Source organism: Nonomuraea sp. NPDC050328 (assembly GCF_044459405.1).
GTDB lineage: Bacteria > Actinomycetota > Actinomycetes > Streptosporangiales > Streptosporangiaceae > Nonomuraea.
The window spans coordinates 550,281-575,950 of sequence record NZ_JBITIW010000004.1 but is presented as its reverse complement, the minus strand read 5'-3'; the positions used below and the strand labels follow the sequence as shown (position 1 = coordinate 575,950).

29 protein-coding genes are annotated in these 25,670 nt (G+C 71.6%); 12 read left to right on the top strand and 17 right to left on the bottom strand.

Annotation, left to right across the window (positions count from 1 at the left end; genetic code table 11):
* The first annotated feature begins 16 nt into the window (after positions 1 to 16).
* A complete protein-coding gene (locus ACIBG7_RS19125) occupies positions 17 to 1,960 on the top strand; it encodes a sensor histidine kinase (protein WP_397337060.1) in 1,944 nt (647 codons plus the stop codon).
* On the top strand, positions 1,900 to 2,553 hold the full coding sequence (locus ACIBG7_RS19120) for a response regulator transcription factor (RefSeq protein ID WP_397337059.1): 654 nt from the start codon (positions 1,900 to 1,902) through the stop codon (positions 2,551 to 2,553). The genes ACIBG7_RS19125 and ACIBG7_RS19120 overlap by 61 nt, the downstream gene beginning before the upstream one ends.
* On the opposite strand, the gene ACIBG7_RS19115 is transcribed toward ACIBG7_RS19120, so the two are convergent.
* The 4 genes from ACIBG7_RS19115 to ACIBG7_RS19100 are packed head-to-tail and all read right to left on the bottom strand — an operon-like array spanning position 2,529 to position 5,560.
* Entirely contained in the window at positions 2,529 to 3,692 is a 1,164-nt protein-coding gene (locus ACIBG7_RS19115; protein ID WP_397337058.1) for a DUF418 domain-containing protein, read from the bottom strand. The two genes, ACIBG7_RS19120 and ACIBG7_RS19115, sit on opposite strands and share 25 nt — an antisense overlap.
* A 38-nt stretch (positions 3,693 to 3,730) precedes the next feature.
* Entirely contained in the window at positions 3,731 to 4,381 is a 651-nt protein-coding gene (locus ACIBG7_RS19110; RefSeq protein ID WP_397337057.1) for a GPP34 family phosphoprotein, read from the bottom strand.
* Positions 4,350 to 4,619, bottom strand: a complete 270-nt coding sequence (locus ACIBG7_RS19105; RefSeq protein ID WP_357933942.1) for a hypothetical protein — start codon at positions 4,617 to 4,619, stop codon at positions 4,350 to 4,352. Before ACIBG7_RS19105 ends, ACIBG7_RS19110 begins: the two co-directional genes overlap by 32 nt.
* 5 nt (positions 4,620 to 4,624) lie before the next feature.
* A complete protein-coding gene (locus ACIBG7_RS19100) occupies positions 4,625 to 5,560 on the bottom strand; it encodes an SPFH domain-containing protein (protein ID WP_397337056.1) in 936 nt (311 codons plus the stop codon).
* Positions 5,561 to 5,705: 145 nt separating this feature from the next.
* On the opposite strand from ACIBG7_RS19100, the gene ACIBG7_RS19095 reads away from it, so the two are divergent.
* Entirely contained in the window at positions 5,706 to 6,881 is a 1,176-nt protein-coding gene (locus ACIBG7_RS19095) for an FAD-dependent monooxygenase (protein WP_397337055.1), read from the top strand.
* A 17-nt stretch (positions 6,882 to 6,898) separates the two neighbouring features.
* Here ACIBG7_RS19095 and ACIBG7_RS19090 read toward each other — a convergent pair whose 3' ends face one another.
* The 3 genes from ACIBG7_RS19090 to ACIBG7_RS19080 form a co-directional block, all read right to left on the bottom strand.
* A complete protein-coding gene (locus tag ACIBG7_RS19090; protein WP_357933947.1) occupies positions 6,899 to 7,750 on the bottom strand; it encodes an SDR family oxidoreductase in 852 nt (283 codons plus the stop codon).
* Between the two features lie 187 nt (positions 7,751 to 7,937).
* Positions 7,938 to 8,249: an isoamylase early set domain-containing protein gene (locus ACIBG7_RS19085; protein WP_357933949.1), complete on the bottom strand. Its 312-nt coding sequence runs from the start codon at positions 8,247 to 8,249 to the stop codon at positions 7,938 to 7,940.
* A 155-nt stretch (positions 8,250 to 8,404) separates the two neighbouring features.
* Positions 8,405 to 9,682, bottom strand: coding sequence for a glucose-1-phosphate adenylyltransferase (locus ACIBG7_RS19080; RefSeq protein ID WP_357933951.1), 1,278 nt, complete (start codon positions 9,680 to 9,682; stop codon positions 8,405 to 8,407).
* Between the two features lie 344 nt (positions 9,683 to 10,026).
* Here ACIBG7_RS19080 and ACIBG7_RS19075 point away from each other — a divergent pair, with 344 nt between their 5' ends.
* Entirely contained in the window at positions 10,027 to 10,329 is a 303-nt protein-coding gene (locus ACIBG7_RS19075; protein ID WP_357933954.1) for a hypothetical protein, read from the top strand.
* A gap of 5 nt (positions 10,330 to 10,334) precedes the next feature.
* On the opposite strand, the gene ACIBG7_RS19070 is transcribed toward ACIBG7_RS19075, so the two are convergent.
* Positions 10,335 to 11,366: an NAD(P)H-dependent flavin oxidoreductase gene (locus ACIBG7_RS19070; RefSeq protein ID WP_397337054.1), complete on the bottom strand. Its 1,032-nt coding sequence runs from the start codon at positions 11,364 to 11,366 to the stop codon at positions 10,335 to 10,337.
* Between the two features lie 176 nt (positions 11,367 to 11,542).
* Here ACIBG7_RS19070 and ACIBG7_RS19065 point away from each other — a divergent pair, with 176 nt between their 5' ends.
* Both ACIBG7_RS19065 and ACIBG7_RS19060 read left to right on the top strand, forming a co-directional pair.
* On the top strand, positions 11,543 to 11,815 hold the full coding sequence (locus ACIBG7_RS19065; RefSeq protein ID WP_397337133.1) for a winged helix-turn-helix domain-containing protein: 273 nt from the start codon (positions 11,543 to 11,545) through the stop codon (positions 11,813 to 11,815).
* 706 nt (positions 11,816 to 12,521) lie between these two features.
* Positions 12,522 to 12,776, top strand: a complete 255-nt coding sequence (locus ACIBG7_RS19060) for a MerR family transcriptional regulator (protein WP_397337132.1) — start codon at positions 12,522 to 12,524, stop codon at positions 12,774 to 12,776.
* Between the two features lie 54 nt (positions 12,777 to 12,830).
* Here ACIBG7_RS19060 and ACIBG7_RS19055 read toward each other — a convergent pair whose 3' ends face one another.
* Positions 12,831 to 13,304 carry a class I SAM-dependent methyltransferase gene (locus ACIBG7_RS19055; RefSeq protein ID WP_397337053.1) on the bottom strand — a complete coding sequence of 158 codons (474 nt, stop codon included), beginning with the start codon at positions 13,302 to 13,304 and terminating at the stop codon, positions 12,831 to 12,833.
* Positions 13,305 to 13,404: 100 nt separating this feature from the next.
* Here ACIBG7_RS19055 and ACIBG7_RS19050 point away from each other — a divergent pair, with 100 nt between their 5' ends.
* The gene (locus ACIBG7_RS19050; RefSeq protein WP_397337052.1) at positions 13,405 to 14,049 is read left to right on the top strand and encodes a dihydrofolate reductase family protein; all 645 of its coding nucleotides are present in this window, start codon (positions 13,405 to 13,407) and stop codon (positions 14,047 to 14,049) included.
* A gap of 69 nt (positions 14,050 to 14,118) precedes the next feature.
* Positions 14,119 to 15,120, top strand: a complete 1,002-nt coding sequence (locus ACIBG7_RS19045; RefSeq protein ID WP_397337051.1) for an NBR1-Ig-like domain-containing protein — start codon at positions 14,119 to 14,121, stop codon at positions 15,118 to 15,120.
* Between the two features lie 48 nt (positions 15,121 to 15,168).
* Here ACIBG7_RS19045 and ACIBG7_RS19040 read toward each other — a convergent pair whose 3' ends face one another.
* The 5 genes from ACIBG7_RS19040 to ACIBG7_RS19020 form a co-directional block, all read right to left on the bottom strand.
* Positions 15,169 to 16,125: a SpoIID/LytB domain-containing protein gene (locus ACIBG7_RS19040; protein WP_397337050.1), complete on the bottom strand. Its 957-nt coding sequence runs from the start codon at positions 16,123 to 16,125 to the stop codon at positions 15,169 to 15,171.
* A gap of 30 nt (positions 16,126 to 16,155) precedes the next feature.
* A complete protein-coding gene (locus ACIBG7_RS19035; RefSeq protein ID WP_357933977.1) occupies positions 16,156 to 17,046 on the bottom strand; it encodes a peptidase inhibitor family I36 protein in 891 nt (296 codons plus the stop codon).
* A 62-nt stretch (positions 17,047 to 17,108) separates the two neighbouring features.
* Entirely contained in the window at positions 17,109 to 17,945 is an 837-nt protein-coding gene (locus ACIBG7_RS19030) for a peptidoglycan-binding protein (RefSeq protein WP_357933980.1), read from the bottom strand.
* 274 nt (positions 17,946 to 18,219) lie between these two features.
* Positions 18,220 to 18,726, bottom strand: a complete 507-nt coding sequence (locus ACIBG7_RS19025; RefSeq protein WP_397337049.1) for an SRPBCC family protein — start codon at positions 18,724 to 18,726, stop codon at positions 18,220 to 18,222.
* A complete protein-coding gene (locus ACIBG7_RS19020) occupies positions 18,723 to 19,091 on the bottom strand; it encodes a metalloregulator ArsR/SmtB family transcription factor (RefSeq protein WP_357933986.1) in 369 nt (122 codons plus the stop codon). Before ACIBG7_RS19020 ends, ACIBG7_RS19025 begins: the two co-directional genes overlap by 4 nt.
* Positions 19,092 to 19,249: 158 nt before the next feature.
* Here ACIBG7_RS19020 and ACIBG7_RS19015 point away from each other — a divergent pair, with 158 nt between their 5' ends.
* The 4 genes from ACIBG7_RS19015 (at position 19,250) to ACIBG7_RS19000 (ending at position 22,291) form a co-directional block, all read left to right on the top strand.
* The gene (locus tag ACIBG7_RS19015) at positions 19,250 to 19,627 is read left to right on the top strand and encodes a YciI family protein (protein ID WP_357933989.1); all 378 of its coding nucleotides are present in this window, start codon (positions 19,250 to 19,252) and stop codon (positions 19,625 to 19,627) included.
* Entirely contained in the window at positions 19,627 to 20,853 is a 1,227-nt protein-coding gene (locus ACIBG7_RS19010) for an RNA polymerase sigma factor (protein ID WP_397337048.1), read from the top strand. Before ACIBG7_RS19015 ends, ACIBG7_RS19010 begins: the two co-directional genes overlap by 1 nt.
* 213 nt (positions 20,854 to 21,066) lie before the next feature.
* A complete protein-coding gene (locus tag ACIBG7_RS19005; protein WP_397337047.1) occupies positions 21,067 to 21,651 on the top strand; it encodes a hypothetical protein in 585 nt (194 codons plus the stop codon).
* 58 nt (positions 21,652 to 21,709) lie between these two features.
* Entirely contained in the window at positions 21,710 to 22,291 is a 582-nt protein-coding gene (locus ACIBG7_RS19000; protein ID WP_397337046.1) for a GNAT family N-acetyltransferase, read from the top strand.
* A gap of 16 nt (positions 22,292 to 22,307) precedes the next feature.
* On the opposite strand, the gene ACIBG7_RS18995 is transcribed toward ACIBG7_RS19000, so the two are convergent.
* The 3 genes from ACIBG7_RS18995 to ACIBG7_RS18985 form a co-directional block, all read right to left on the bottom strand.
* On the bottom strand, positions 22,308 to 22,958 hold the full coding sequence (locus ACIBG7_RS18995; protein WP_397337045.1) for a cytochrome b/b6 domain-containing protein: 651 nt from the start codon (positions 22,956 to 22,958) through the stop codon (positions 22,308 to 22,310).
* Positions 22,924 to 23,655, bottom strand: coding sequence for a molybdopterin-dependent oxidoreductase (locus tag ACIBG7_RS18990; protein ID WP_357934003.1), 732 nt, complete (start codon positions 23,653 to 23,655; stop codon positions 22,924 to 22,926). Before ACIBG7_RS18990 ends, ACIBG7_RS18995 begins: the two co-directional genes overlap by 35 nt.
* A 100-nt stretch (positions 23,656 to 23,755) precedes the next feature.
* Positions 23,756 to 25,363, bottom strand: coding sequence for an ABC-F family ATP-binding cassette domain-containing protein (locus ACIBG7_RS18985; RefSeq protein WP_397337044.1), 1,608 nt, complete (start codon positions 25,361 to 25,363; stop codon positions 23,756 to 23,758).
* Positions 25,364 to 25,670 lie beyond the last annotated feature (307 nt).

Here is a 25,670-nt window from a genome sequence, read left to right as displayed (position 1 = left end):
TGGTTTCATCGGTCACGTGGAGGGGGCACGGGTGCGCGCGCACGTCATCGCCCCGGTGCGCGGCCTGGCGCTCGCCGGGCTGGCCGCGGTGGGCTGGCCGGTCCTGGCAGTCCTGTTCGTGGCGGTGCACGCGGGCCTGCCGTCCCCGGCGTTCTTCGTGGTCCAGGCGCGGCGGCTGCCGGCTCTGGCGCGGCGGCTGGCCGGTCGCTGGGGCGGGGTGACGATCCCGGCGCCCTACCTTCCGGAGCCGCCGCCGCCCGGGCCTGACGCCGAGGGCTGGTATCGCGACGGCGACGACCTCTACCGGTCGGCGTTCGTGCCCGCCTACCTGGCGAGGCTGCGGTGGGTGGCGCGCGATCCGGCGACCTGGCGGGATCTGGCGTGGCTGGCGGTCGAGCCGGTGGTCGGGGGCACGCTGGCCGGTGTGGGGCCGGCGCTGATCGGCGGCGGGTTGGTGGCGGCCTGGTCGGGGTGGCCGGTGGCGGGTGTCGCCGGTGTGCTGGCGGGACTGGCCGTCGGCCCGGTGTCGCTGCGGCTGCATGCGCGGTGGACCCGGGTGCTGCTCGCGCGGGCCGCCCGTCCGGGGCCGGGGCGGGTGGTGTCGGCGCTCGGGCGGCACGCTCTGGCCGCCGCGCGGCTGTGGGCGAGCGTGGGACTGGCCGTGGTGGCGGTCGCGCTGGCCGTGGCGCACATCGGGACGATCGTGGCGACGGCCATGCGGCTGTGGCCGGAGACCGTGCTGGCCTCCCGGCGCTTCGTCGCGCGCCGCCGGGAGCGGTTCCACCGCTGGACGGGGGCGCGGATCGCCGAGCCGTACCGGCTGGCGCCGGTGGTGCCGGAGCCGGACGCCGACGGGAGCTACCGGGTGGTCGGCGGCGAGTTCGGCGCCGTGCACCGGAGTGCCGCGAGCGCGGCGCGCGCCCTGCGATGGCAGTGGACCGTGCGCGACCCCGCCTCCTGGCGCGACCTCGCCTGGCTGGCGCTGGAGCTGCCCGCCGGCCTGGTGCTCGCCGGCCCGGCCGTCCTGGTGGCCGGCGGGCTCGCCGCGTGCTGGGCGTGGGTGTGGCTCACCGCCCTGCGCCTGCTGGGCGCCGACCTGCCCTGGCCCCTGGAGCCGTGGCCCCCACCCGCCGGCCTGTCCTGGACGCTTGGGCTGTGGATCCCCCTCGCCGGGCTGGGCGCCGCGCTGGCCGGGGCCGCGGTGGCGCCGGCCCTGCTGCGCCTCCACGCCCGGCTGAGCGCGACGCTGCTCGGCCCCACGAGAGCGGCCGTGCTCGCCCACCGGGTCAGCGCGCTGTCCACCAGCCGCACCGAGCTCGGCGACGCGCAGGCCGCCGAGCTGCGGCGCATCGAGCGCGACCTGCACGACGGCGCCCAGGCCCGGTGGATCGCGGTGGGGATGACGCTCGGCGCGGCCGAGGACCTGATCGCCCGCGACCCCGAGGCCGCCCGCGACCTGGTCTCCCGGGCCAAGGACCTGTCGGTGACCGCCCTGGGCGAGCTGCGCGAGCTCATCCGCGGCATCCACCCGCCCGTCCTGGCCGACCGCGGCCTGCCCGACGCCGTCCGCACCCTCGCGCTGGACGCCCCGCTGGACGTCGAGGTCCAGGTGGACCTGCCCGGTACGGTGCCACCTCCGATCGCCGCGGCGGTCTACTTCGCGGTCTCGGAACTGCTGGCCAACGCCGCCCGGCACGCCGACGCGACGCGGGTGCGGATCGAGCTGCGGCACTCCGCCGGGGTGCTGGCGGTCTCGGTCGCCGACGACGGCCGGGGCGGGGCGAGCGCCGGCCCGGGCGGCGGCCTGGCCGGCATCCGGCGACGACTGTCCGGTTTCGACGGCCTGCTCACGCTCTCCAGCCCGCCCGGCGGGCCGACCGTGGCCACTTTGGAGATCCCATGCGCGTTGTCCTCGCCGAGGACGTCTTCCTCCTCCGGGAAGGACTCGCTCACCTGCTGAAGGCCCACGACATCGAGACCGTGGCCGCGGTCGGCACCGCCGAGGAGCTGCTGGCCGCCGTCGACGCGCACCGGCCCGACCTGGCCGTCGTGGACGTACGGCTGCCGCCCGCCTTCACCGACGAGGGCGTGCGGGCGGCGATCGAGGCCCGGCGGCGCCGGCCCGGCTTCCCGGTGCTGGTGCTGTCGCAGTACGTCGAGCAGATCTACGCCCGCGAGCTGCTGGCCGACGGCGCCGGCGGGGTGGGCTACCTGCTCAAGGACCGCGTCTTCGACACCGGCCACTTCGTCTCGGCGCTGCGCCGGGTGGCCGGGGGCGGCACCGCCATGGACCCCGAGGTGATCGCCAAGCTGCTCGGCGGCACCTCGCCCCGCCACCCCGTGGCGCTGCTGACCCCTCGGGAGCAGGAGGTGCTCCAGCTCATGGCCCAGGGCCGGTCCAACAGCGCCGTCGCCGCCCACCTGTACGTCAGCGAGGGGACGGTCGGCAAGCACATCGCCGCGATCTTCGCCAAGCTCGGGATCGAGCCGGACGACGACACCAACCGGCGGGTGCTCGCCGTACTCGCCTATCTGGCCGACGAGCGGCGGTAGCTCAGCCTGCGCAGCAGGACCTCGGCGGGGCCGCGGTACCCGGCCCGGCGCATGGCCTCGGCCAGCGCCAGTGAGACCAGCCAGGTGACCGCGGCCACCCCCAGCGCCCCCGCGGTGCCGAGGTCGTCCTGCAGCCCGAGCCCGTACGGTGCGAAGACCGCCATGAAGGCGACGGACTGGAAGAGGTACAGGCTCATCGAGCGCTGCCCGAGCGCCGTGACCGCCGTGGTCAGCCGGCCGGGACGGCGCCCCACCCGGATCGCGACCAGGGCGATGATCGCCGCCATGCCGATCCCGCCGGGGTAGCCGGTGAGCGGCTGGGCGAAGGCGGCGAGCCACTGCGTGGCCCCCGACGGCGTCCACAGCCCGGTCCCGATGAGGACCAGCGGGATCGCTCCGGCGACCGATACGACCGTGGTGATCACCGCGGCGCGGGTCAGGAAGCGCCGGTGCCGCTCGGGCTCGTCCAGCACCCGCCGCCGCCCGGCCCACATGCCGATCACCACGCCGGGGATGACCATGATCGTGCCGATCACGATGCCGTACGGCAGGCCGGTCAGCCGGTCGCCGACCAGCTCCCAGGGCGTGGCGCCCAGCGGGACCTGCATCGAGGGCATGTCGACGGTGAAGACGTAGCCCATGGCCGCGCCCACCAGCGCCGTGGCCCCGAGGAAGCTCACGCCGGCCACCCACAGCAGGGTGGCGTCCTTGCGCCGCAGCAGCCCGGCGAGCACGACCGCGGCCAGGCCGTAGGCGGCGAGGATGTCCAGCGGGATGAGCACGACCGCGTGCAGGACGCCGATGACGATCAGCCACCAGCCCCGGCGGCGCACCAGCCTGCGGACCGCCACCGGGTCCTGGCCGCGCTCGGCCTGCCGGTGCAGCAACTGGACCATGCCGTAGCCGAACAGGAAGGCGAACATCGGCCGGGCGTGGTTGGTGACGAAGAGCAACTGGAAGGCGTCGGCGATCCGGTTGGCGAGCGTGGAGCCGTGCTCGGGGTCGAGCACGAACAGCGGCGCGTGGGCGAAGGCGATGGCCAGCAGCATCACGCCTCTGGCCAGGTCGGGGGCGAGCGCGCGGGGGGCGGCGCCGGGCGGGCGCTCGGGCGCGAGGGGCACGCGGGCCGGTGAGCTCACTGTCGGTCTCCCTTCCAGGGGACGAGCCGGGCGGCTGGTCAGCCGGCCGCGTCGGACGAGTGGTGGGACGCCAGGGTCTTGCGCAGGGCCGTGGTGATCGGCTCGATCGGCGCGGACAGCTCGTCGGTCCGCTTGCGGTACTGCCGCCATTCGCGCTGCGACAGCACCGTGGTCATCTTGGCCGCCGCGGCGAGCGCGGCCAGCGCCCTGAGCTCCTGCGGCAGCCGCCCGACCGGCTGCCCTCCCCGGGCCGCCGACGTGACACGCTCGGCGAGCCGGCGCGAGACGTACGGCCGGCGGGGCGTGACCCGCTGGACCGGGAAGAACAGGATCCGGCGGTGCTCCACGTGGACCAGCCGGGCCGCCACCAGCTCGTCCCGCACCAGCCGGTAGGCGAGCGTGGCGTTCTTGTTGATCCACCGCGACCACGAGCGCGGCGGCGAGGCCGAGAGCTGCTCCCAGACGGCCGCCTCCAGCGCGGTCGGCGCGACCGGCGGGGTGAGCGCCCGGACCTTGCCGCCCTCGTCGGCGACGTTCCCGTTGAGCAGGAACTCGGCCAGCACCGCCGCCCGCACGACGTACCCCAGGTCGCTCAGCCCGGCCAGCCGCTGCTTGCGGACGTCGAAGGCGAGCAGGAACACCGACTCGGCCAGGGACTCACCCGGCGCCGTCCGCCTCCGCCGCGCCATCGCCCGTGTGCTTCTCCGCTGCGCTCTCATCCTCGGACTCCTCCGTCTGCTTCTTCGGGGGCCGGCCCTGCCTGCGCATCTGACCCACCCCGCCGGGCAGGCGCCCCGCCTCGTTGAGCGCCTTGCGCAGCAGGAACTCGATCTGCGCGTTCGTGCTGCGCAGGTCGTCGGCCGCCCACCTGGCCAGCGCGTCGTGGACCGTGGGATCGAGGCGCAGCAGGATCTTCTTCCGCTCCACGGCGGTTACTGGTAGAGCGTGCCGGTGTTGACGACCGGCTGGGTGTCGCGGTCACCGACCAGCACCACCAGCAGGTTGCTGACCATCGCCGCCTTGCGCTCCTCGTCGAGCTCGACCACGCCGTCCTCGGCGAGCTTGGCCAGGGCCATCTCGACCATGCCGACCGCGCCTTCGACGATCCGCTGGCGGGCCGCGACCACGGCGCCGGCCTGCTGGCGGCGCAACATCGCGTGCGCGATCTCGGGCGCGTAGGCCAGGTGGACGATCCGGGCCTCGATCACCTTCACGCCGGCCGAGGCGACCCGGACGGAGATCTCGGCGGCCAGCTTCTCGTTGATCTCCTCGGCGTTGTCGCGCAGCGACAGCCTGGGCTCGCCGTGGGAGTCGTAGGGGTAGCTGCCGGCGATGTGCCGGACGGCCGTCTCGGCCTGGATGGCGACGAACTCCACGAAGTCGTCGACCTCGAAGACGGCCTGGGCGGTGTCCTGGACCTGCCAGACGACCACGGTGGCGATCTGGATCGGGTTGCCGTCGGCGTCGTTGACCTTCGTCACGTCGGTCTCGTGGTTGCGGATCCTGGTCGAGACGCGGCGCCGTACCGTGAACGGGTTGACCCACTGCAGGCCGGGCGTGCGCAGGGTGCCGACGTAGCGGCCCAGCAACTGCACGACCCGCGCCTCGCCGGGCGCGACGGCCGACAGGCCGAAGTACAGGACGAATCCGGCCAGCGCCGCGAGCACGCCCAGCGCGAGGACCAGCCAGCCGCTCGTCCCGGCCCCGCCGGCGAGCATGACGATGCCTCCGATGAGCGCGGCGATCCCGCCGAGGAGCACGATCGTCGCCACGGTCAACACGACGAAGCCGTTGGCTCCCCGCGCCTGGCGCTCGCTGGTGCGCGGCGCCGGCATGTCGACGATGACCTCTTCCGTTGCGTCCACCATCTCTACTCCCTGGGGGTTGCTATCGGGTCTATAGCAAAGTGATATCACTTTTCCAAGCGGCTGACAACGGGCGTGCCGATCCGGGCAGTTCGTGGCCAAATGACTACGCTGAGCGACAGATTAACCGCCTGGTCAGGGAGCACATGTGAAGGTGAGCTGCGTCGGCGGCGGACCCGCCGGCCTGTATTTCGCGATCCTGCGGAAGCTCAAGGCCCCTGATCACGACATCACGGTGTACGAACGGAACCCGGCCGGCGCGACCTACGGCTGGGGTGTCACCTACTGGGGATCCTTCCTGGCCAAGCTCCAGGAGCACGACCCCGAATCGGCCCGCGCCATCGCCGCCGCGTCGGTGCGCTGGCGCGACGGCGTCGCCCACATCGGCGAGCGCACCGCCCGGCACCGCGGCGACGAGGGCTTCGGCATCGGCCGGCACCGGCTGCTCGACATCCTGGCCAACCGCGCGACCGACCTGGGGGTGCGGGTGGAGTTCGAGCGCGAGATCACCGACGAGCCCCTGGACGCCGACCTGGTCGTCGCCGCCGACGGCGTGCACAGCCGGCTGCGCGCCCGCCACGAGGCCGCGTTCGGCACCGAGGTCGCGACCGGCGGCAACACCTATCTCTGGCTCGGCACCACGAAGGCGTTCGACGCCTTCACCTTCGCCTTCGTCGAGACCGAGCACGGCTGGATCTGGTGCTACGGCTACCGCTACAGCGCCGAGCGCGGCACGTGCGTGATCGAGTGCTCCCCCGGCACCTGGCAGGGCCTGGGCCTCGACCGCGCCGGCGAGGCGGACACCCTCTCCCTGCTGGAGAAGCTCTTCGCCGGGATCCTGGACGGCCATCCCCTGATCGGCCGGGGCCAGGACGAGGTCCAGTGGCTCCGCTTCCAGACGGTCACCAACCGGTCGTGGTCACGCGGCAACCTCGTCCTGCTCGGCGACGCGGCGCACAGCACCCACTACTCGATCGGGGCCGGCACGACCTTGGCCATCGAGGACGCCATCGCGCTGGCCGGCACGGTCGGCGGCGGGGATCGGGCCCTGCTGGAGTACGAGCGGGCGCGGAAGGCGGCGTTGCGCCCGCTGCAGAGCGCGGCGCGCTACAGCGCCCGGTTCTACGAGAACCTGCCGCGTTACCTGCGGCTGCCGCCGGACCAGATGTTCGCCCTGCTCGGCCAGCGGCACTCACCGCTGCTGCCGTACCTGCCGCCGCGGCTGTACCACCGGCTGGACCGGGCGGCCAGCGGGCTGGCGGCGCTCCGCCGCGTCAAGCGCTGGGCCGGGCACCGCCTCGCCGCCTCCCTGCACCGCAGTTAGACCGCGGCTCCACCCGATCAGCCGGGCATCGTCTCGCCGCCGACCGGGGCGAGCACCTCCCCCGTGTAGTACGACGACAACCGCCCGGCCGCGAAGAACACGTACGACGGGGCGATCTCGTCCGGGTCGGCCGCCCGGCCCATGGGCGCCTGCTGGCCGAAACCCTCCGCCCGGTCGGCCGGCATGGTCGCGGGGATGAGCGGCGTCCACACCGGTCCCGGCGCGACCGCGTTGACCCTGATGCCGCGGTCCATGAGGTTCTGGGCCATCGACTGGGTGAAGGCGTTGACCGCGCCCTTGGTCGCCGCGTAGTCGATGAGCGTCTTGTTGCCGCGCAGCCCGTTGACCGACGAGGTGTTGATGATCGCCGACCCGTCGCCGAGGTGCGGCAACGCGGCCTGGGTGACGCGGAAGTAGCTGTGGATGTTGACCGCGAACGTGCGCAGCCACTGCTCGTCGCTCAGCTCGCCGAGGGACTCGACCGGCTCCTGGTAGGCCACGTTGTTCACCAGGATGTCGAGGCCGCCCAGCTCGGCGACGGTCGCCTCGACCACCTTCCGGCAGTGCTCGGGCTCGGCGAGGTCGCCGGGGATGGTGAGGCAGCGCCGGCCCGCCTTCTCCACCAGGGAGCGGGTGTGGGCCGCGTCGTCGTGCTCGTTCAGGTAGGCGATGGCGACGTCGGCGCCCTCCTTGGCGAAGGCGACCGCGACGGCCCGGCCGATGCCGGAGTCGCCGCCGGTGATGAGCGCCCGCTTGCCGGCGAGCAGGTCGCGACCCTGGTAGTCGCGCATCTCGTCCTTGGGCTCTGGCGTCATCCGGTCGGTGTGACCGGGATAGGGCTGCTCTTGCGGCGGGATGTTGTCGGTCATCAGTCTCGGCTCCCCCGATGGCGGGCTGTCAAACGGTTCCGTCCGCGCCGCAGGCGGTCCGGACCGACGCCGGCCGGTCCCCGCGTACGGTGACCGGCCGATCGCCTGCCTGCGGCATCAGCGTCGCGGGAGGCAAGGGGCCTCACGACGCGCAATCACGACCATGCTCGCGAACACGCGCCACCGCTCAGCGCGCGGCGGCGGTGGCCCTGGTCGCGGCGACGCGCGGCTTGGCCGTGGTGGTGCGGGCCTTCGGCGCCGGAACGCGGAAGACCGCACCGCGGTGGTCGTACTCCTCGGCGCCCTCGTCGTCGAACCAGCGGCCGCCCTCGCCCAGGTAGCGGAAGGCGAACGCCTCGCCCTGCGGTACGGCGATCGCGACCTTGTAGTGACCGTCCTCGCCCAGGGTCATCGGGTGCGCGAACGGGTCCCAGCCGTTGAAGTCGCCGACGACCGACACCGGGCCGACTTCACGGGGCAGCGTGAAGAGGACCTCCACCTGTCCCTTCCGATTGGGTTTGCTGTGTGTGAACATCTTTCCCCCGAATGGATGGTTCCGACGATTGCGCGTTCAGGCATACCCGCCTCGTCCGGCGGAACCTGATGATCTCCGCACTCTTTGATCGAGTTTTCCCGAGTCGCTGTGCCCGGCTCTCAGTGTCGCGGTGCTATCGCCAGGTCTCCGGCCGCTTCCACCCGCGCTTGGGCGGGGCGGGCGTCGTCGTTGCCGACGACCACGATGCCGTTGGCGGTGACCTGGAAGAGCTCGTGGTCCTGGTCGGGGTCGACGCCGATGCGCGCCCCGTCCGGGATGACGACGTCGCGGTCGACGATGGCTCGCCGGACGATCGCGTCGCGCCCGATCCGCGCGTTGCCCAGCAGGACCGAGTCGGTGATCTGGGCCCGGGCCCCCAGGCTGACCCGCGGCGCGAGCACCGACCGCTCGATCTCGGCCTCGGCCTCGACGACGACGCCGGGCGACAACAACGAGTCGACGGTACGGCAGGCCCGCTCCCGGCCGAAGCTCACCGGGGCCAGCAGGTCGTGGTAGGTCCGGATCGGCCAGTCCGCGTTGTAGAGCGAGAACGCCGGCTCCGGCCCGATCAGGTCCATGTGCGCCTCGTAGTAGGCGTCCAGCGTGCCCACGTCCCGCCAGTAGCCGCGCTCGTGGGCGTTCACCCCGGGCACGTGGTTGCGCGCGAAGTCGTAGACCTCCGCGCGGCCCTCCCGCGTCAGATACGGGATGATGTCCGCGCCGATGTCGTGCTTGCTCGCCAGGTCACGGGCGTCGCGCTCCAGCGCGTCGATCAGCGAGTCGGTGCGGAACACGTAGTTGCCCATGGAGGCGCGGATCTCCTGCGGCGAGTCCGGCAGCCCGGCCGGGTCGCTCGGCTTCTCCCTGAACCGGACGATCCGCCGGCCCGCCTGGCCGCACTCGATCACCCCGAAGTGGTGCGCCAGCTCCCGCGGCTGCCGGATCGCCGCCACCGTGACGTCGGCGCCCGACTCGACGTGCTGGGCCAGCATCTGCGCCGGGTCCATCCGGTACACGTGGTCGGCGCCGAACACCAGCACGTGCTCGGGCAGCTCTTCCCGCATCAAATGCAGGTTCTGGAACAACGCGTCCGCCGAGCCCGAGAACCACTGCGGCCCGAACTGCCGCTGCGCCGGGATCGGCGCGACGTAGTGGCCCACCCGCGAGGAGAGCTGCCAGCCCCGCGAGATGTAGCGGTCGAGTCCGGCGCTGTGGTGCTGCGTCAACACCACTATTCGCAGATGGCCGGCGTTGGTCAGGTTCGACAGCACGAAGTCGATCAAGCGGAACATCCCACCGAAGGTCATGTTGGGCTTGGCTCTGCGCAACGTCAAAGGCAGCAGACGCTTTCCCTGCCCGCCGGCCAGCACCACGGCGAGAACTCTGGACGAGGTCATGGGACGACGGTATCTTCGCCATTCCCGCGACACTTTCGCGAGTTTTGATAATCCCCGTCAAAGAATTATTTGTCACGGACACGTGTATGCGGCGTTATTGCGGGGGACCATAGGCGCTCCGTGATTGGGCAGAGAAAAGTTTGCCGGCATGCGCATCGGGCCTGCCTTCGCCTGGGCGTGTCGTGGCGGTCCTCACCTCGGCGGGGCACCGTTCCTGGCACGGGTCAACCAGGAACCCGTGGGGTTGACGGGCCGCGCACGGTGTCGTTTGCTTAGGAAAGTTTCCTAAGAATTACTTCCGTCGCGCGTACGGCCCACCGTCATCACCAGCCCTGGGAGAGGGAATGAGAAGAGTCCTGCGCGTCCTCGCCGCGACCGCGCTCGCCGCGGGCGCCATCACCATCGGTTCGGCGTCCGCCGCCTCGGCGGCCGGCGACTGTGAGTACTCCATCGGCCAGAACTCCTTCTCGGCCCGCTGCGCGACCAGCGGGCCCGCCTACGAGTTCCGCGCCTGGGTCCAGTGCGTCAACGGCCGCCGCGACGGGGCCTGGGTGCGCACCAACACCGGCCAGTGGAGCGGCGCGAGCTGCGGCCCCTACTGGATCGACCGGGTCAGCTACGGTCTGGACACCCGTCCCGCCCCCTGACCTGGTCAGCGTTCCGTAGAACGCGGCTCCACGAGGACGGCCAGGTAGTCGGCCGCCCTGCCGCCCACCGCCAGCGGCGCGGCCTGGCCGGACCACAGGTTGAGGTAGTCCGGGTCGCCCTGGCGGCGGATGGGCATCATCAGCGCGTTCTGCAGCGGGTAGTCCGGCACGTCCGCCTCGTGGGCGGCCAGCTCCCTGATGAAGCGGTTGGGGATGGCGCGTGCCGTACGACCGGAGAACAGGCGGGTCAGCACCGTGACCCGCCCCTCCGGGCCGAGGAGCGCCTGCTTGTGCGCGGGCCGCGCGGCCGACTCCTCGGTGGCCAGGAAACCGGTGCCGATCTGCACGCCGTCGGCGCCCAGGGCCAGCGCCGCGCGGACACCGCGCCGGTCGGCGATGCCCCCGGCCGCGATCACCGGCACCTCGACCGCGTCGGCGACCTGCGGGACCAGCGAGAAGGTGCCGACCAGCGACTCGCGCACGGGCCGCAGGAACGCCCCGCGGTGGCCTCCGGCATCGGCGCCGGAGGCCACGACCGCGTCCAGCCCCGCCTCGGCCAGCGCGACCGCCTCCTCCACGGTCGTGGCCGTGCCGATCGTCACCACGCCCCTGCGCCGGGCCTCGGCCAGCACCCAGGCGGGTGGCACGCCCATGACGAAACTGATCACGTACGGCTCCGCCGCCAGCAACGCTTCGGCCTGCTCGGCGAAGTCCGGGATCGTCAGGCTCTCCGGCGGCGTCAGCCCGAACCGGTCGTAGTACGGCTGGAGCCGCGCCAGATCCGCCTCACTCACCCGGGCGGTCCCTTCGCCGGACTGCGGCACCCAGAGGTTGACCGCGAACGGCCGGGCCGTGGCCACCTTCAGCTCGGCGACCAGCCCGGTCAGCTCCGCCGGCCCCAGCGTGTTCCCGCCGTACGACCCGAGCCCACCGGCCTCGGAGACGGCCGCCACCAGCGCCACCGACGACAGCCCTCCGCCGAAGGGACCCTGGACGATCGGATGCTCGATGCCGAGCAACGCCTGAAGCCTGCCCATGAGAGGCACCCTACGCGGGCACGGCCGGTCGCACTCCCGGCTCGCCTACCGGATCACCTACGCGTTCGTGGGGACGACCGTGCTCGCGGCGCTCTACGCGATGTTCCTGCACCCGCGCGAGCCCGCCGGCCCCGGCTGGGTGCTCGCAAAGCCACCCACGTCACGCCCTCGACGAGATCATCCACGCCCCGGTACGGCTGTCCATCATGGCGATGCTCGCGGCGGCGGACACCGCCGAGTTCGGCTACCTGAGGGACACGATCGAGGTCAGCGACTCGCTGCTGTCCAAGCACATCACCACGCTGGAGAAGGCGGGGTACGTGGAGGCGACCAAGGGCTTCGTCGGCCAGCGCCCGCGCACCTGGCTGTCGCTGACCGACGCGGGCCGTATCGCCTTCCGGGAGTACACCGCCACCCTCCGGCGGATCACCGAGGGCACCGCCGGTTGAGCGCGGTCCACCCCGACCTCATGCCGCAGGCGCGTCCTTTACTCCCTCGGGAGAGAAAATCTGTCGTCGCCACAGTAGACATTCGCATCACCCGGGGGTAATGTCTCTGGCATAGCAAGGGAGGGATCCACGAGGGCAGCGCTTCACGAGCACTACGACGAACTGCCCGGACGGACGTGGACAGCAGGACAAAGACGAAGGTAAGGGAAAGAAGGCAGAAGGTCGGACTGCCGCGGCCGGCGCAGTGGAAGTGGGTCGTGGCGGTGGACGCGCTGCCGTAGCAAGAGGTCGGCATCCGCCGACGACGCAGTAACACCGGAAAGGAGTGTTGAACGCCATCAGGATCGCCCGTCGCCGGCTGAACATCGCCGCACGGGTACCGCAGCTCCACGAACAGGACGGTGGTCTACGGTCACGCTTACGCGATCCCCGCATCCCCGCCCCACCAGGCGGCTCATGCGGAACAAGTGACCGGTCGCAAGATCGGTCGATGGTGTTAAACCTCATTCGGGCCCCGGCGCGGGAATGCGCCGGGGCCCCTGTTCGCGTTCAGGAAGGCTGTATGGAACAAACACGCCAGGTGTCGCAACCCACGCGAAACCCACACCACCACCCCGAAGCCACCAACGGCGCCGAGCCCGGCCGGCCGGACGCCTCCGCCAGTCCCGAGCAACGGCTCGACGACGAGGACTATCCCGCCTACAGCATGGGCCGCGCCGCGGAGATCCTCGGGGTCACCCCGGCGTTCCTGCGCAGCCTCGGCGCCGCCAAGCTGATCGAACCACTGCGCTCCGAGGGCGGTCACCGCCGCTTCTCCCGCTACCAGCTCCGCCTGGCCGCCCGCGCCCGCGAACTTGTCGACGCCGGCACCGCGCTGGAGGCGGCCTGCCGCATCATCATCCTCGAGGACCAACTCGCCGAGGCGTTGCGCATCAACGAGGAGCTGCGCCGGCGCGACTGACCCCCTGCACCCCGGCAGCCGCCCGCCGGGGTCGACAGGAACTCACCGGGGTGATCATCGTGGCTTCCGCACGGCGATGATCATGTGGGTGCCGAGGAAGCGCTTCTTCCACCGGACGGCCTCGAACCCGAGCCGCCGGAGGATCGTGGCGACCTCCTGCCGGGTCATGAAGCCGAGCGTGGAGCGCTGCAGGTAGGAGTAGGACTCGCGGTCGCCCGTGACCACCTGCCCGAGCAGCGGGATCAGGATCCGCACGCCCAGCCCCACCGGGTGGCGGAGCAGGCCACGGGGCGGGCAGGTCTCCAGCAGGACCAGCCGGCCGCCCGGCTTCAGCACCCGGTACTGCTCGGCCAGCACCCGCTCGGCGCTCCGCACGTCGCGCAGCAGGTAGCCGTGCGTGACCGCGTCGAAGGAGCCGTCGCCGAAGGGCAGCTCGTTCGCGTCCGCGTACTGCCAGGTGCGCCCGACTGCGGTCCCGCAGGGCGGCGGCGGGTACGCCCTCCCCCCACAGGGGGTCCGTGGCTCCATCTTTTTGCCGTTCGGGAGGCAAGAATCGCGCCGCAGCTTCGACCACCTTCCGACAGGGGCGCCCAGCCCGGGCGCTCCACGGGAAGACAGTGGAGGACTCATGTCGCAGTTGGTGCGAGTGCAGTGTTTCTGTGTGTCGCGCGACGGGTTCGGCGCCGGTGAGGGGCAGAGCCTGGAACGGCCGTTCGGCCACGCCGACCCCGCGGACCTCGCGTCCTGGGCGGGCGCCACCGCGAGCTGGGTGAACCGCACCGAGCCGGGCGGCACGCGCGGCCTGGACGACTACATGACCCGCGACCACCAGAACAACATCGGCGCGGAGATCATGGGGCGCAACAAGTTCGGCCCCCAGCGCGGGCCCTGGGAGAACTACGAGTGGCAGGGGTGGTGGGGCGACACTCCCCCGTTCCACACCCCGGTCTTCGTGCTCACCCACCACCCCCGGCCGTCCTTCACCCTGGCCGACACCACCTTCCACTTCCTCGACGCGACCCCGGCCGAGGCGCTGGCCCGCGCCAAGGAGGCCGCCGGCGGCAAGGACGTACGGCTCGGCGGCGGCGTCGCCACCCTGCGCGCCTTCCTGGAGGCCGATCTGGTCGACACGCTGCACATCGCCGTCGCACCCGTCGACCTGGGCCGGGGCGAGCGGTTGTGGAAGAGCCCCGCGGAGTTGCTCGACCGGTTCCACCTGGAAGAGATCCCGAGCCCGAGCGGGATCACCCACCTGCTGTTCTGGAGACGTTGACCGCGGGTGGTGTGACGTCCTTGCTCGTTTGAGTTGAGAGCGGACAGTGGGTGCTGTTAGCTTCGCACGGTGGACGACAGACGTGCACGGGCGGAGGCGATCGAGCACTTCGCGGCGATCCTCCGGGAACTGCGCAACGCGGTCGGCAACCCACCTTTCCGGGAAATGTCCGGCCGCTCAGGGGCGATCTCCCACACGACGTTGCACGAAGCCACCAAGGGCAACCGGCTTCCGAGCTGGGAGACCACCGTCGAGTTCGTCAAGGCGTGCGGGGCGGATCCGGCCCTGTATCGCGAGCGCTGGGAGGCGGCCAACCGGGCGATCCGGGTGGGCGGCGCTGAGGAGGTGCCGGTGCGCGCCGGCGCCTCGGCGGAGAGCTCCGGCGGAGGGCAGGTCGCCGTGGAGGCGCCTGCCGTACCACTCGCCGTGGATACGCCCGCCGTACCGCCCACCACCCCGTCGGAGCACCCCTCTCCCCCCTATGGACCAGCGGATGGGCCGCAGGCGGGGGGCTCACGGCGGTTCCGCCCGCTGGTGCTGGTGGCGGGCGCCGGGGTCATCGGGGCGGCGGCCCTGCTGGTGGCGGTCGTCGATCGCGGCGGCGGCGGTTCCGAAGGCGGCGGCCAGCCCCCGGCGGCCGGCCCGTCGACCGCCGCCCTGTCCCCCGCCGAATGCCCGGTCCCGCCCACCAACCCACCGGCCGCCGCCCCGCTGCACAAGGGCGACGCGGCCCAGTTCATCCAGGACGTCACCCTCCCCGACTGCACCCGCGTCGGCGCCGGCCAGACCATGACCAAGGTCTGGCAGCTCAAGAACGCCGGCTCGGTGCCGTGGAAGGGCTACGCGCTCCGCCGCCTCGACGCGGCCCAGCAGGCCGACCAGTGCCAGACCATCCCCGAGGTGCCGATCGAGGACACCCAGCCGGGCGAGACGGTCGACATCCGGACCGACATCACCACGCCCCGCAAGCCCGGCCTGTGCTACGTGCGGTTCAAGATGGTCGACTCGACGGGAGCGGTCGTGTTCCCCGGCAACCGGCCGATCAACTTCCAGATCATCGTCGGGGAATGACGTTCCCCGCCACGTGCGAGCACGGGCGGGGAACAGGGTGGCGGGGCCTCAGAACGAGCTGAGGGCGATCCCGGTGTAGTAGTGCCGCAGGATGCTGGAGTAGCTCCATCCGGCCCTGGCCTTGTCGCGCGAGCCGTTCTGCGACATCCAGTCACCGTTGGTCCAGTTGCCGCACGCCGTCGTGGTCGCGCAGTACTGGGCGCGGAAGATCTTGCCGCCGCGGGTCAGCCGGATGTTCCAGGTGGCGTCGACCGCGGCGTTCGTCACGGCCTTGGCGCTGCCGGGCTTGTAGACCTGGCTAGACGTGTGGTCGTAGACGTCGAAGCACTGGCCGCTCGGGGTCTTCTTGTTGGAGTGCAGCGCCCAGTACCAGCCGAAGTTCTTGACCGCGAGCGCCCCGGCCTTGAGCGACTCGGCCGGCCAGCTCGAGATCCACTCGTTGGGCAGCACGTTCTTGACGTAGGTCTTGAAGTCGACGCGCTCGACCCGGTTGAGGGACTTGCGGTAGACGAGGATCGTCGTCGGGAGCTTGGAGTCCGTGCCGTCGGTCTTGCAGCCGGTGGGCGTCGTCCCGGACGTCACGAACTGGTGCGAGGCGTTCTGGTTCTTCAGGGTGGAGTTCAGGTTGCCCCTCGCGCCCGCACCGAAGTCCTGGTAGCTGCCTGCGTGACCGGTGTTGAAGTACACCCGCACCGTCTTGCTGCTGCGGTTCCACACCGAAGCCGCCGAGTTCTTGATGCACTGACCCTTACCGGCGCCAGGACCCTTGAAGTCGTAACACGTCGGCTGCGTCGTCGCATAATCCGCGATCGACCCGGTGAAGTCAGAAACCGAACCCTGGTTGTTGCTGTTGAAGTAGTAGCAGAACTCACCCGGGTCACAGACACCGTCCCGGTTCGCGGCCGAGGCGGGTGCGGCGCCGCCGAAGGCCGTTCCGCCCAGGACCAGCGCGGCGGCGGTCACCGAGGCGAGCCGGGTGCTCAGCCGTACAGTTCGTTGGAACACAGTCGTTCTCCCTCCTCAGAGCTTCGGGCGTCAGCGGACGTGGTAGCCCTGGGAGTTCCAGAACGCGGTCGGGTTCGGGTTCTGCAGGTGCGAGTCGCCGACGCTCTTGGCCGCGCGCAACTGCCGTCCGGGGCGCATCTCGACGTGGGTGTGCGCCGAGGCCTTGGTGGACACCCCGCGCCAGGACTCGGTGGCGATGGTCTGGCCCCTGGCGATCTGCTGGCCGACGCGCAGCGAGGTCAGCGGCGCGGAGTGCAGGTAGATGATCGTCTTGTCGAGCGAGGCGTTGTAGATCGAGATCGTGGACAGCCCGGCCCGGCCGGTGGCGCCGTGCTGCAGGTTGATCAGCTCGCCGCCGACCAGGGCGTGCACGCTGGAGCCGACGCCGCGGACGATGTCGATGCCCTCGTGGCGGCCGGGGGTGCTGGTGTAGCCGTCGAAGCCGCAGCTGATCCGGCCGGCGGCGGTGTACAGGGAGAACGACATGTTGGTGCGCGCCGAGGACGACGGGGCGAACTGGTGCGAGGCGTTCTGGTTCTTCAGCGTCGAGTTCAGGTTGCCCCTCGCGCCCGCACCGAAGTCCTGGTAGCTGCCCGCGTGACCGGTGTTGAAGTACACCCGCACCGTCTTGCTGCTGCGGTTCCACACCGAAGCCGCCGAGTTCTTGATGCACTGACCCTTGCCCGCGCCCGGACCCTTGAAGTCGTAACACGTCGGCTGCGTCGTCGCATAATCCGCGATCGACCCGGTGAAGTCAGAAACCGAACCCTGGTTGTTGCTGTTGAAGTAGTAGCAGAACTCACCCGGGTCACAGACACCGTCGCGGTTCGCGGCCGAGGCCGGCGAGGCGGCGCCGAGGACCGCTCCGCCGAGGGCCAGGGCGGCGGAGGCCGCGGTGAAGATCCTGGTACGCATTCTCATGGTGTTCTCCTTGAGCTTTGGGGAGCCAGTTCGGGGAAGCGTGGGATGGTGCGAGGTGGGGGTCAGCGACCGCGCCGGTACTCCTCCCAGGTGCGGATGGCGACCTTGGGACCGTCGTCCGGGCCGCGGCTGGCCAGCCCGTTGAGGCCGAGGTAGTAGTCACCGGCCTGGCGCTGCGCCTGCGTGGACAGGCTGGGGTCGTTCAGCGCCACGGCGTGGATGTGCCAGGGCCAGTCGTCCTGCTGCGGATTACGCAGCCAGGCGGCGAAGCCGACCATCCGCAGCGCGCGGACGCCGGCGGTGCGGGTGGCGGGGTCCATGCCCTGCACCGAGATGTCGATCGCGCCGCCGCCGTCGTGCGTGCCCACCGACGTGGGGTCACCGCCAGGGTTGTACGAGCCCTGGTCCAGCTTGAAATCGCGGCCGAACAACCGTTCCGCCTCGATCAGCATGGCCTTGGTGCGGGCGTTGACGACGTAGCCGTCCATCGGCACCCGGCCGCCCACCTCGACCACGTCGGTGACCGTGAAGCGCCCGGCGCCGAGCTTGCTGAGCGAGGCCCGGCCCGGCAGCCCGTTGGCGTCCAGACCGGTGAGGCCGAGCGACTTCTGGTACTTCGCGTAGGCGGTGACCGTCGTGGTGCCGAAGTAGCCGTCCACCCACTTGGCGTCCAGCAGCCGCCGGTCGCGCAGCGCCCGCTCGACCAGCAGCACGCTCGCCTTGGCGCCCGGCGTCAGCGTGCTGTCCGAGCGTCGCGGGTCGATCTGCGCGGCCTTCACGGTGGCCGCCATGCTCACCGCCGGAAGCGCCCCGGCCGCCGCCGCGCTCCCGGCCGCCCCCAGCAGAGAGGCGAGCAGGACTGCACCCGTCAGGGTGGCGGCGTACGTGGGCAGCTTCATCGTTTCTCCTGGTCGCAGGCATCGAGCGGGTTCGGTGCGGCGAGAACCAAGGTTTCGGGTTGCGCGGATGTCCGCAAGGATTTGGGTGTTGTCAGCCTGTCTGACAGGCACTTCCGTACACGTGGGCGCGACTCTGACAGCGCCGGGAGCAGTCCGTACGGCGAAGCCTCACCGGGCGGCGGTGATGGGGCGCGGGGCGTCAACCCACCACCGCCGTACGCCGGGGGCGGTCACTGGGAAAGAGGGGCGGCCGGGAACTCAGGCCGCCCGCCGGCTACGCGCCGGTCTGCGGGCGGAGCTGCTCGTAGTACGGCTTCATCGCCGGGAAGTAGTCCTCGAACACCGGCTGGGGCCCGCCCTCGATCGCGGCGCCCAGCTTGTCGAGGTACCACTCCCACCCGGGACCGATCTCCGCGATGCCGTCCTCGGTGTCGAAGTCCTGGACGAAGCGGAGCTCGGTCACGCCGTCCGACTCGGTGAGGGACAGCCGCAGCCGCCACGTCATCATCTCGTCGACCATGGCCAGGTCGAGGCGGTGCGGCGGCTCACACCGCTCGATGAGCAGGTCGGCCCACGGCTCGCCCTCCTCGAAGACCAGCTTGACCTTGATCGTCTTCCCGAGCCCGGCGTCTCCCTCCCAGGGCCCGTACCAGCGGGCCGTACGCTCCGGCTCGGTGATGCACTCCCACACGTCCTCCACCGGGGCCCGGAGGGTGCGGGTCAGGAGGAGCTTGATCCCTTCGGTGCTGCGGAACAGTTCGGCGGCAGGCTTGCGAGTCATGCCGTGCCTTCCTCTCGGAGGTCGGGTGCGGTCGTCCGGCTCGTGCGCCGCTCGCGGCGAAGGCGGTACACCTCGGTCTCCAGGGCGTCGAGGCGCTGCTCCAGGCCCAGCGGCCGGGCGAACCGGCCCAGCCACTCGGCCAGGTCGGCGAGCGGTCCGGGGGTGAGGACGTAGATGCGGTTCCTGCCGGCCGGCTCGTCGCGGACCAGACCGCACTCGCGCAGCACGCGAAGATGGCGGCTCACCGCGGGGCGGCTGATGGTGAAGTGCTCGGCGATCTGGCCCGCGGTCCGGGGGGATCTGTGCAGCATGGCGAGGATCTCCCGGCGTACCGGGTCGGCGATCGCGCTCGCTACGTCGTCCACAGCTCGAAACGTAGCCTATGGGTTACGCGTTCACAAGGCAGAGCGCTTGATCGCGTAACATGCTCGTTAATCTTGAGGATGATGTCGATCCGCCGGCCGCCCGTTCGACGTGTGGGTACAAAGGGCCGAGAGGCGGCCCGCCGTACGAGGAGAAGACGATGGCGAAGTACCTGCTGATCATGCGCGGTACCGACGAGTCGAACGCGGCCCTGATGGCCGACATCGACACGCTGATGGCCAGGACCGGCGAGTTCATCGAGGACATGCTGAAGGCCGGCGTCCTGCTCGCCGCGGAAGGGCTCGACGACCCGGCCAAGGGCGTCGTGGTCGACTTCAGCGGCGAGGCCCCGGTGGTCACGGACGGACCGTACGGCGAGACCAAGGAGCTGTTCGGCGGCTTCTTCCTGCTCGACGTGGCTTCCCAGCAGGAGGCGGTCGAGTGGGCCAAGCGCGTTCCCGCCGCCCCCGGATCCAAGATCGAGGTACGGCGGGTGCCCGGCAGCGACGAGGTCCCGCCCTCCGTCCAGGGACACTGATGAGCGCAGCCGACGTCGAGGCCGTCTGGCGGATCGAGTCAGCGCGGATCATCGCCGCGCTGACCCGGTTCACCGGCGATTGCGGCCTGGCCGAGGACGCGGCCCAGGAAGCGGTGGCCGAGGCCCTGGTGTCCTGGCCGCAGTCCCCGCCCACGAACCCGGCCGGCTGGCTGATGAGCACGGCCCGGCGCCGGGCCATCGACACCATCCGCCGCCGTACCGCCCTGACCACCCGATACGCCCTGCTGGCGGCCGATCTGACCACAGGTTCCCCGGCCGCCGAAGCACCCGACCCCGACCGGATCGACGACGACCTGCTGGCGCTGATGTTCATCAGTTGCCACCCGGTGCTCTCCCCCGAGTCCCGGGTCGCGCTCACCCTGCGCGTGGTCGGCGGCCTGTCCACCGAAGAGATCGCCCGCGCGTTCCTCGTCCCCGTGCCGACCATCCAGGCCCGCATCACCCGGGGCAAGAAGACCATCGCGGCGGCCTCCGTGCCGTTCGAGCTCCCGCCCGCCGCCGAGCGCCACGAGCGGCTGGGCGGCGTGCTCAGCGTCCTCTACGTGATCTTCACCGAGGGCTCGACGGCCACATCGGGCGACCGGCTGCTCCGCCCCGGCCTCGCCTACGAGGCCATCCGGCTGGCCCGCACGCTGGCCGCGCTGCAACCGGACGAGCCCGAAGTGCACGGCCTCCTGGCGTTGTGCGAGCTCACCGCCGCCCGCTTCCCCGCCCGGACCGCCCCCGACGGCTCACCCGTCCTGCTGGAGGACCAGGACCGCCGCCTGTGGGACTTCTCCGCCATCCACCGCGGCCTCGCCGCCCTGGCCAAGGCCTCCGCCCGTGGCCTCGGCCCGTACGGCCTGCAAGCCGCCATCGCCGCCACCCACGCCGCGGCTCCCTCGGTCGAGGCGACCGACTGGGACCGGATCGTGGTGCTCTACGAGGCTCTGGGCCGGGTCGCGCCCTCGCCGGTCGTCGACCTCAACCGCGCCGTCGCCGTCGCCATGGCCTCCGGCCCCGCTCCGGCCCTGGCCATCGTGGACGCCCTGGCCGCCTCGGGCCGCCTGTCCGGCTCCCACCTGCTCCCCACCGTCCGCGGCGAACTCCTCACCCGCCTCGGCCGGCCGGCCGAAGCCCGCGCCGAACTGGAGTTGGCCGCTCGCCTCTGCTCCAACCCCCACGAACGCTCGGTCCTGCTCCGCAAGGCGGCCCTGCTCGGCTGACCGATTCCCCTCTCGGCTCGCGCGGGAGATGATGACGGAGGAACGGACTGCGAAGACGGACCCATCGAGAGGAGCCACTCGGTGCACACTGAGGCCGCGCACGCCACTTCACAAACAGCGACCGGCGCCGCACTTCAGCGCTTGACCGGGACCCGCCCCCGCAAATGGCTCCTCGCACTCACACCGCTACTGGGTCTTCTGGCAGCCATAGGCGTGTCCGCCACCGTTCCTCCGGCCGAACTGACGTACGCGACCCTCGCCGAGGCAGTCCAGAGCCTCATGTCGGTGACCGTGCCCTTCCTCAGCGCACTGCTCGCCGCCGACCTGTGGAAAACCGCGCGCACCGCCCGCCTCCTCCCCACGTTGCTGGCGTCGGCGCTCATGGCCGCCGCTGTCGGGATCTTCGGCAGCCTGGTGAGCGCCGTCGCCCTCGCGGTGGCCTCCGCTCATGCGGACCCGTGGCAGAACGCCGGAACCGTCGCCGTCGGCGGCGTGCTGGTCCAGATCGTCGCCCAGTCGGTCGGCACCGGGCTGGCCCTGCTCCTGCGCTCCCCGCTGATCGCCAGCATCGGCACCATCGTCCTGCCCATGGGCCTGTGGTGGCTGCTGGGCAGCATCGAACCCCTCCAACCCGCCCAGCCCTGGCTCACCCCGTACGCCGTCGTCCAGAGCCTGCTGTCCGAGCAGACGAGCCCGGTGATCTGGGCGCAGTGGCTCGTGGTCCTGCTGGTCTGGGGCGGCGGCCTGAACACCCTGGGCGCCCTCTCCCTGAAGCGCGGCCGCGACGCAAGGTCCTGAGACCACCCCTGCCCAGGCCCGCCGCGACCTCAGCGCTCCGTTCAGGCAGACTCGACCCGTGCATGTCGTGTCCTTTCCCGAGCCGGCCACCCCCGCCGCGTTGCTCGCCCAGGTCCGGGAGCTGCAGCGGGACGCCTGGCCGTCCTCTCCCTTCCCCGATCCCGGCGGCAGCGAGCCCAACCACGATCCAGACCTGTCTCCGCAGTCCATGCTGCTGGTCGACCAGGGCGTCGTGCTGGCCGCCCTGGACATCCTCGCCAAAGAGATCGAGCACCACGGCCGGCGATACCGCGCAGCCGGGCTGAGCACCGTGGTGACTCGGAACTCCGCACGCGGCCGAGGCCACGGCCGCACCCTGATCACCGCCGCCCGCACCGCGATGGCCGAGGCCGGCCATGACATCGGCTTGTTCACCTGCGATCGTCCGCTGCAGGCCTTCTACGAGAGCGGCGGATGGGAGCTGCTGCCGGGGACGGTCCTGATCGGAGGAACCCCTGACGAGCCCTTCCCCAGCGATCAACCCGGCTTCGACAAGGTCACCATGGCCGGCTTCTTCAGCGCCACGAGCCGCCGGCACCGCACCTCGTTCCACGACGCCCGGATCCAGCTCCACCCGGGCCTGATCGACAAGCTCTGGTAGCGGCCGAGGCGGCGCGTCATCGGCGGTCTTCACGAACGTGGGTCAGCTCTTCCACCCATTGCGGATGGTTCCTCCTGGCCCACGCGCGCGTCACCACCCCCGTGCGCATTCCGCGCCGGGCCTCGGGGTCGCGGTAGGCCAGGCGGAGGTGCCCGAGGACGACGATCGCGATCGCCAGGGCCGTGAGGTCGTGCACGAAGAGCGCGCTCGCCCGGGGGATCACCGGCAGGAGCCCGGTGAACCACATCAGCAGGCCGGTGGCCAGCATGATCGGCACGGCTCCGGCGATCCAGCCGGCGTAGAGCTTCTGCCCGGCGTTGAACTTGCCGGCCGGGCGCGGGCCCGGGGTGCCCCGCCGTACGGCACGCAGCCACTGCCGGTCGTAGGGCGCGAACCGGTTGAGCCGGCGGAGGTCGGCGCGGAAGGCCCGCGAGGTGAGGCCCAGCAGGACGGGCACGGGCAGCAGGAGCCCGGACCACTCGTGCACGACGACCATCAGGTGGCGACGGCCGACGAGCTGGGCCAGCGGCGGGAGGTACAGGCAGGCCGCCGTGCCCGCGCACAGCAGCAGGAGGCCGGCGGTGACCCGGTGCACCAGGCGCTCCGCCCGGCTGAACCGCGGAAGGGGGCCGTCAGGCCGAGGGGTCGAGCCAGCCGTCGATGGCATAGCCGTACTCCTCCCAGTAGCCCGGGACGACCTTGTCGGTGACGGAGATGCCGGACAGCCACTTGGCCGACTTGTAGAAGTACATCGGGGCGACGTAGAGCCGCACCGGGCCGCCGTGGTCGTGGGTGACCGGCGCGTCGAGCATGTCCAGGGCCACCAGCACGTCGGCCCGGCGGGCCTGCTCCAGGGTGAGGCTCTCGCTGTAGACGCCGTCGAAGCAGGTGAAGCGGACGGCCCTGCCCTCGGCGCGTACTCCTGCCAGGTCAAGGAGGTGCGAGAGCAGGACGCCCGAGAACGGCACGTCCTGCACCCGCCAGCCGTCCGTGCACCGGGCCTCGCCGACCACCCGCGTCTGGGGCAGGGCGCGCAACGCGTCCAGCGTGTACGTCTGCGGGCGCTCGACCAGCCCGCCGATCTCCAGCCGGTAGTCGGCCGCGGTCCTCCTCGGCACGGATCCCGCCACGCTGAAGTAGCGGAAGCCGTCCGTGCCGGGGAGCAGGCCGGTCAGCCCGGTGGGGTCGTTCTGGGCGGCGGCGCCGAGCAGCCCGTCCCAGCCGCGTCGCAGGAGCGGTGCGGCGGCGAGGGCGGCGGCGCCCGCGCCGAGCACCGACAACATCACCCGGCGCGCGACGGGCGGGCCGTTCTCCGCAGGACTGGGGTCCTGGGCGCGTTCCGTCCCGCTGGGTTCTTGGTGCATGGGTCCTCCTTGTGGCGTGCCACGCCGCTCGCCGTGGCACGCCACAAGGTAAATTCGTCCGATTCGCCGCAGCTAGCGTCAGATGACGCCATCGTCGCGATCAGTCATCCAGGTCTCGCCGTTGCCGCATGCGGCCGTCCTCGCCGAGCTCGATGACGGTGTCGATGCCGATCCGCGCGAGGAACGCGAAGTCGTGGCTGACCACGAGCAACGCCCCGCGATACGCGTCGAGGGCCTCGGCGAGCTGCTCGACGCTGGTGATGTCGAGGTTGTTGGTGGGCTCGTCGAGGATCAGCAACTGGGCCGGCGGCTCGGCCAGGAGCAGCCGCGCGAGGGAGACCCGGAACCGCTCGCCGCCGGACAGGGTGCGCACCGGCCGGTCGGCGGCGTCGCCGCGCAGGAGCAGCCGGGCGAGCTGGTTGCGGATCGTGCCCGCCGGCGTCCCCGGGGCGACCGCCTGCACGTTCGCCATGGCGCTCGCCTCGTCGTCGAGCCCGTCGAGCCGCTGGGGAAGGTACCCGACGAGCTCGGTCAGCAGCCGCCCGTGCGGCCGGTCGGACGACGGGGTCGTGCCACGGACGAGGTGGTCGAGGAAGGACGTCTTGCCCGTGCCGTTCGCCCCGACGAGCGCGACCCGCTCCGGCCCCTGGATCACGAAGGTGTGGTCCTGGTCCTGCAGCTCGGCCAGGCGCCGGCCGCGCGGGACGTCGGGATCGGGCAGGACGAGGGAGATGTGCTCCTCGTCCCGCACCCGGGCGTCCGCGGCGTCGACCACGGCCTGGGCCGCGTGCACCTTGTCGTCGAGGGAGGAACGCAACGAGCCCGCGGAGGCCTGGGCCTTGCTCGCCCGGTTGCCGGCCAGGATCCTCGGGATGCCGCCGTCCTTCTGGGTCTTCTTCGCGGTACGCTCGCGGCGCGCGAGCTTGGTCTCCGCCTCGATGCGCTGGCGCTTCTCGACCTTCAGCGTCTGCTGGGCCGACCGGGCGGCCTGGAGCGCCGCGGCCTGTTCCTGCTCCTGGTGCTTCTTCCAGGCGCTGTAGGGGCCGCCGAAGGTGTCGAGTGCGCCGCCGTACAGCTCGGTGGTCTTGTCCATGTGCTCCAGCAGGTCGAGGTCGTGGCTGACCACGATGAGGGTGCCCGGCCACTGGTCGACGAACTCGGCGAGCTTGGCGCGGGTGGGCCGGTCGAGGTTGTTGGTGGGCTCGTCGAGCAGGGTGATCGGGGTACGGCGGATGCGCAGGCCGGTGATGGCGATGAGCATGGCCTCGCCGCCGGAGACCTCGGCCACGCGGCGATCGAGGTCGGCGGCCGAGAAGCCGATCTGGTGCAGGGCCTCGTCGGCGCGGGACTCGATGTCCCAGTCGTCGCCGATCGTGTCGAAGTGGCGCTCGTCGACGTCGCCGGTCTCGATCGCCTTCATCGCGGCGAGGATCCGGTCGATCCCGAGGAGTTCGGCGACCGTCGTCTCCTGCCGGAGGGTGAGCGTCTGGGGCAGGTAGCCGACCTCGCCGACGGCGTCGATCTGGCCGGCGGTCGGCCGCAGGAGGCCGGCGATCAGCCGGAGCAACGTCGACTTGCCCGCGCCGTTGCGTCCGACCAGGCCGGTGCGGCCGGTGTTGAAGGTGCCGTTGACGTTCGAGAGCGCGACGGTGCCGTCCGGCCATTCGAAGGTGAGGTCTCGGAGCGTGATGGCGGACTTCTGGGACATGGGTGATGGTCTCTTTCTGCTGTCTGCTGTCTGCTGACAACCGACCCCAGGTGGTGCGGAGCCGCGGCGAGACCTTCGACCGGCGCAGATGGCATGGAACAGCCGAAGAAGTCACGCGCGTTCGCGGGCACGAGCCGCGACCGAGATCGGTGCGACGCGAACGTGCCGGTAGGTTCCGCGCAGGCGTCGACGCCCGGGACGGGCGGACTCACGCTGCGGCGTAAGAGAACGGTCTTTCACCAGTGCGGGCAAGCCCCGCACGCAGATGAAGCCACCGGCAGTTCGGTGGCTAGATTCTGTCGACCTC

Excerpts from the sequence above, each read along its gene's own strand:
- ACIBG7_RS19120 (WP_397337059.1), top strand. The coding sequence starts at position 1,900 with ATGCGCGTTGTCCTCGCCGAGGACGTCTTCCTCCTCCGGGAAGGACTC.
- ACIBG7_RS19110 (WP_397337057.1), bottom strand. The coding sequence starts at position 4,381 with ATGGCGCGGCGGAGGCGGACGGCGCCGGGTGAGTCCCTGGCCGAGTCG.
- ACIBG7_RS19100 (WP_397337056.1), bottom strand. The coding sequence starts at position 5,560 with ATGGTGGACGCAACGGAAGAGGTCATCGTCGACATGCCGGCGCCGCGC.
- ACIBG7_RS19090 (WP_357933947.1), bottom strand. The coding sequence starts at position 7,750 with ATGACCGACAACATCCCGCCGCAAGAGCAGCCCTATCCCGGTCACACC.
- ACIBG7_RS19080 (WP_357933951.1), bottom strand. The coding sequence starts at position 9,682 with ATGACCTCGTCCAGAGTTCTCGCCGTGGTGCTGGCCGGCGGGCAGGGA.
- ACIBG7_RS19075 (WP_357933954.1), top strand. The coding sequence starts at position 10,027 with ATGAGAAGAGTCCTGCGCGTCCTCGCCGCGACCGCGCTCGCCGCGGGC.
- ACIBG7_RS19070 (WP_397337054.1), bottom strand. The coding sequence starts at position 11,366 with ATGGGCAGGCTTCAGGCGTTGCTCGGCATCGAGCATCCGATCGTCCAG.
- ACIBG7_RS19060 (WP_397337132.1), top strand. The coding sequence starts at position 12,522 with ATGGGCCGCGCCGCGGAGATCCTCGGGGTCACCCCGGCGTTCCTGCGC.
- ACIBG7_RS19055 (WP_397337053.1), bottom strand. The coding sequence starts at position 13,304 with ATGGAGCCACGGACCCCCTGTGGGGGGAGGGCGTACCCGCCGCCGCCC.
- ACIBG7_RS19050 (WP_397337052.1), top strand. The coding sequence starts at position 13,405 with ATGTCGCAGTTGGTGCGAGTGCAGTGTTTCTGTGTGTCGCGCGACGGG.
- ACIBG7_RS19035 (WP_357933977.1), bottom strand. The coding sequence starts at position 17,046 with ATGAGAATGCGTACCAGGATCTTCACCGCGGCCTCCGCCGCCCTGGCC.
- ACIBG7_RS19030 (WP_357933980.1), bottom strand. The coding sequence starts at position 17,945 with ATGAAGCTGCCCACGTACGCCGCCACCCTGACGGGTGCAGTCCTGCTC.
- ACIBG7_RS19025 (WP_397337049.1), bottom strand. The coding sequence starts at position 18,726 with ATGACTCGCAAGCCTGCCGCCGAACTGTTCCGCAGCACCGAAGGGATC.
- ACIBG7_RS19015 (WP_357933989.1), top strand. The coding sequence starts at position 19,250 with ATGGCGAAGTACCTGCTGATCATGCGCGGTACCGACGAGTCGAACGCG.
- ACIBG7_RS19010 (WP_397337048.1), top strand. The coding sequence starts at position 19,627 with ATGAGCGCAGCCGACGTCGAGGCCGTCTGGCGGATCGAGTCAGCGCGG.
- ACIBG7_RS18995 (WP_397337045.1), bottom strand. The coding sequence starts at position 22,958 with ATGCCATCGACGGCTGGCTCGACCCCTCGGCCTGACGGCCCCCTTCCG.
- ACIBG7_RS18990 (WP_357934003.1), bottom strand. The coding sequence starts at position 23,655 with ATGCACCAAGAACCCAGCGGGACGGAACGCGCCCAGGACCCCAGTCCT.
- ACIBG7_RS18985 (WP_397337044.1), bottom strand. The coding sequence starts at position 25,363 with ATGTCCCAGAAGTCCGCCATCACGCTCCGAGACCTCACCTTCGAATGG.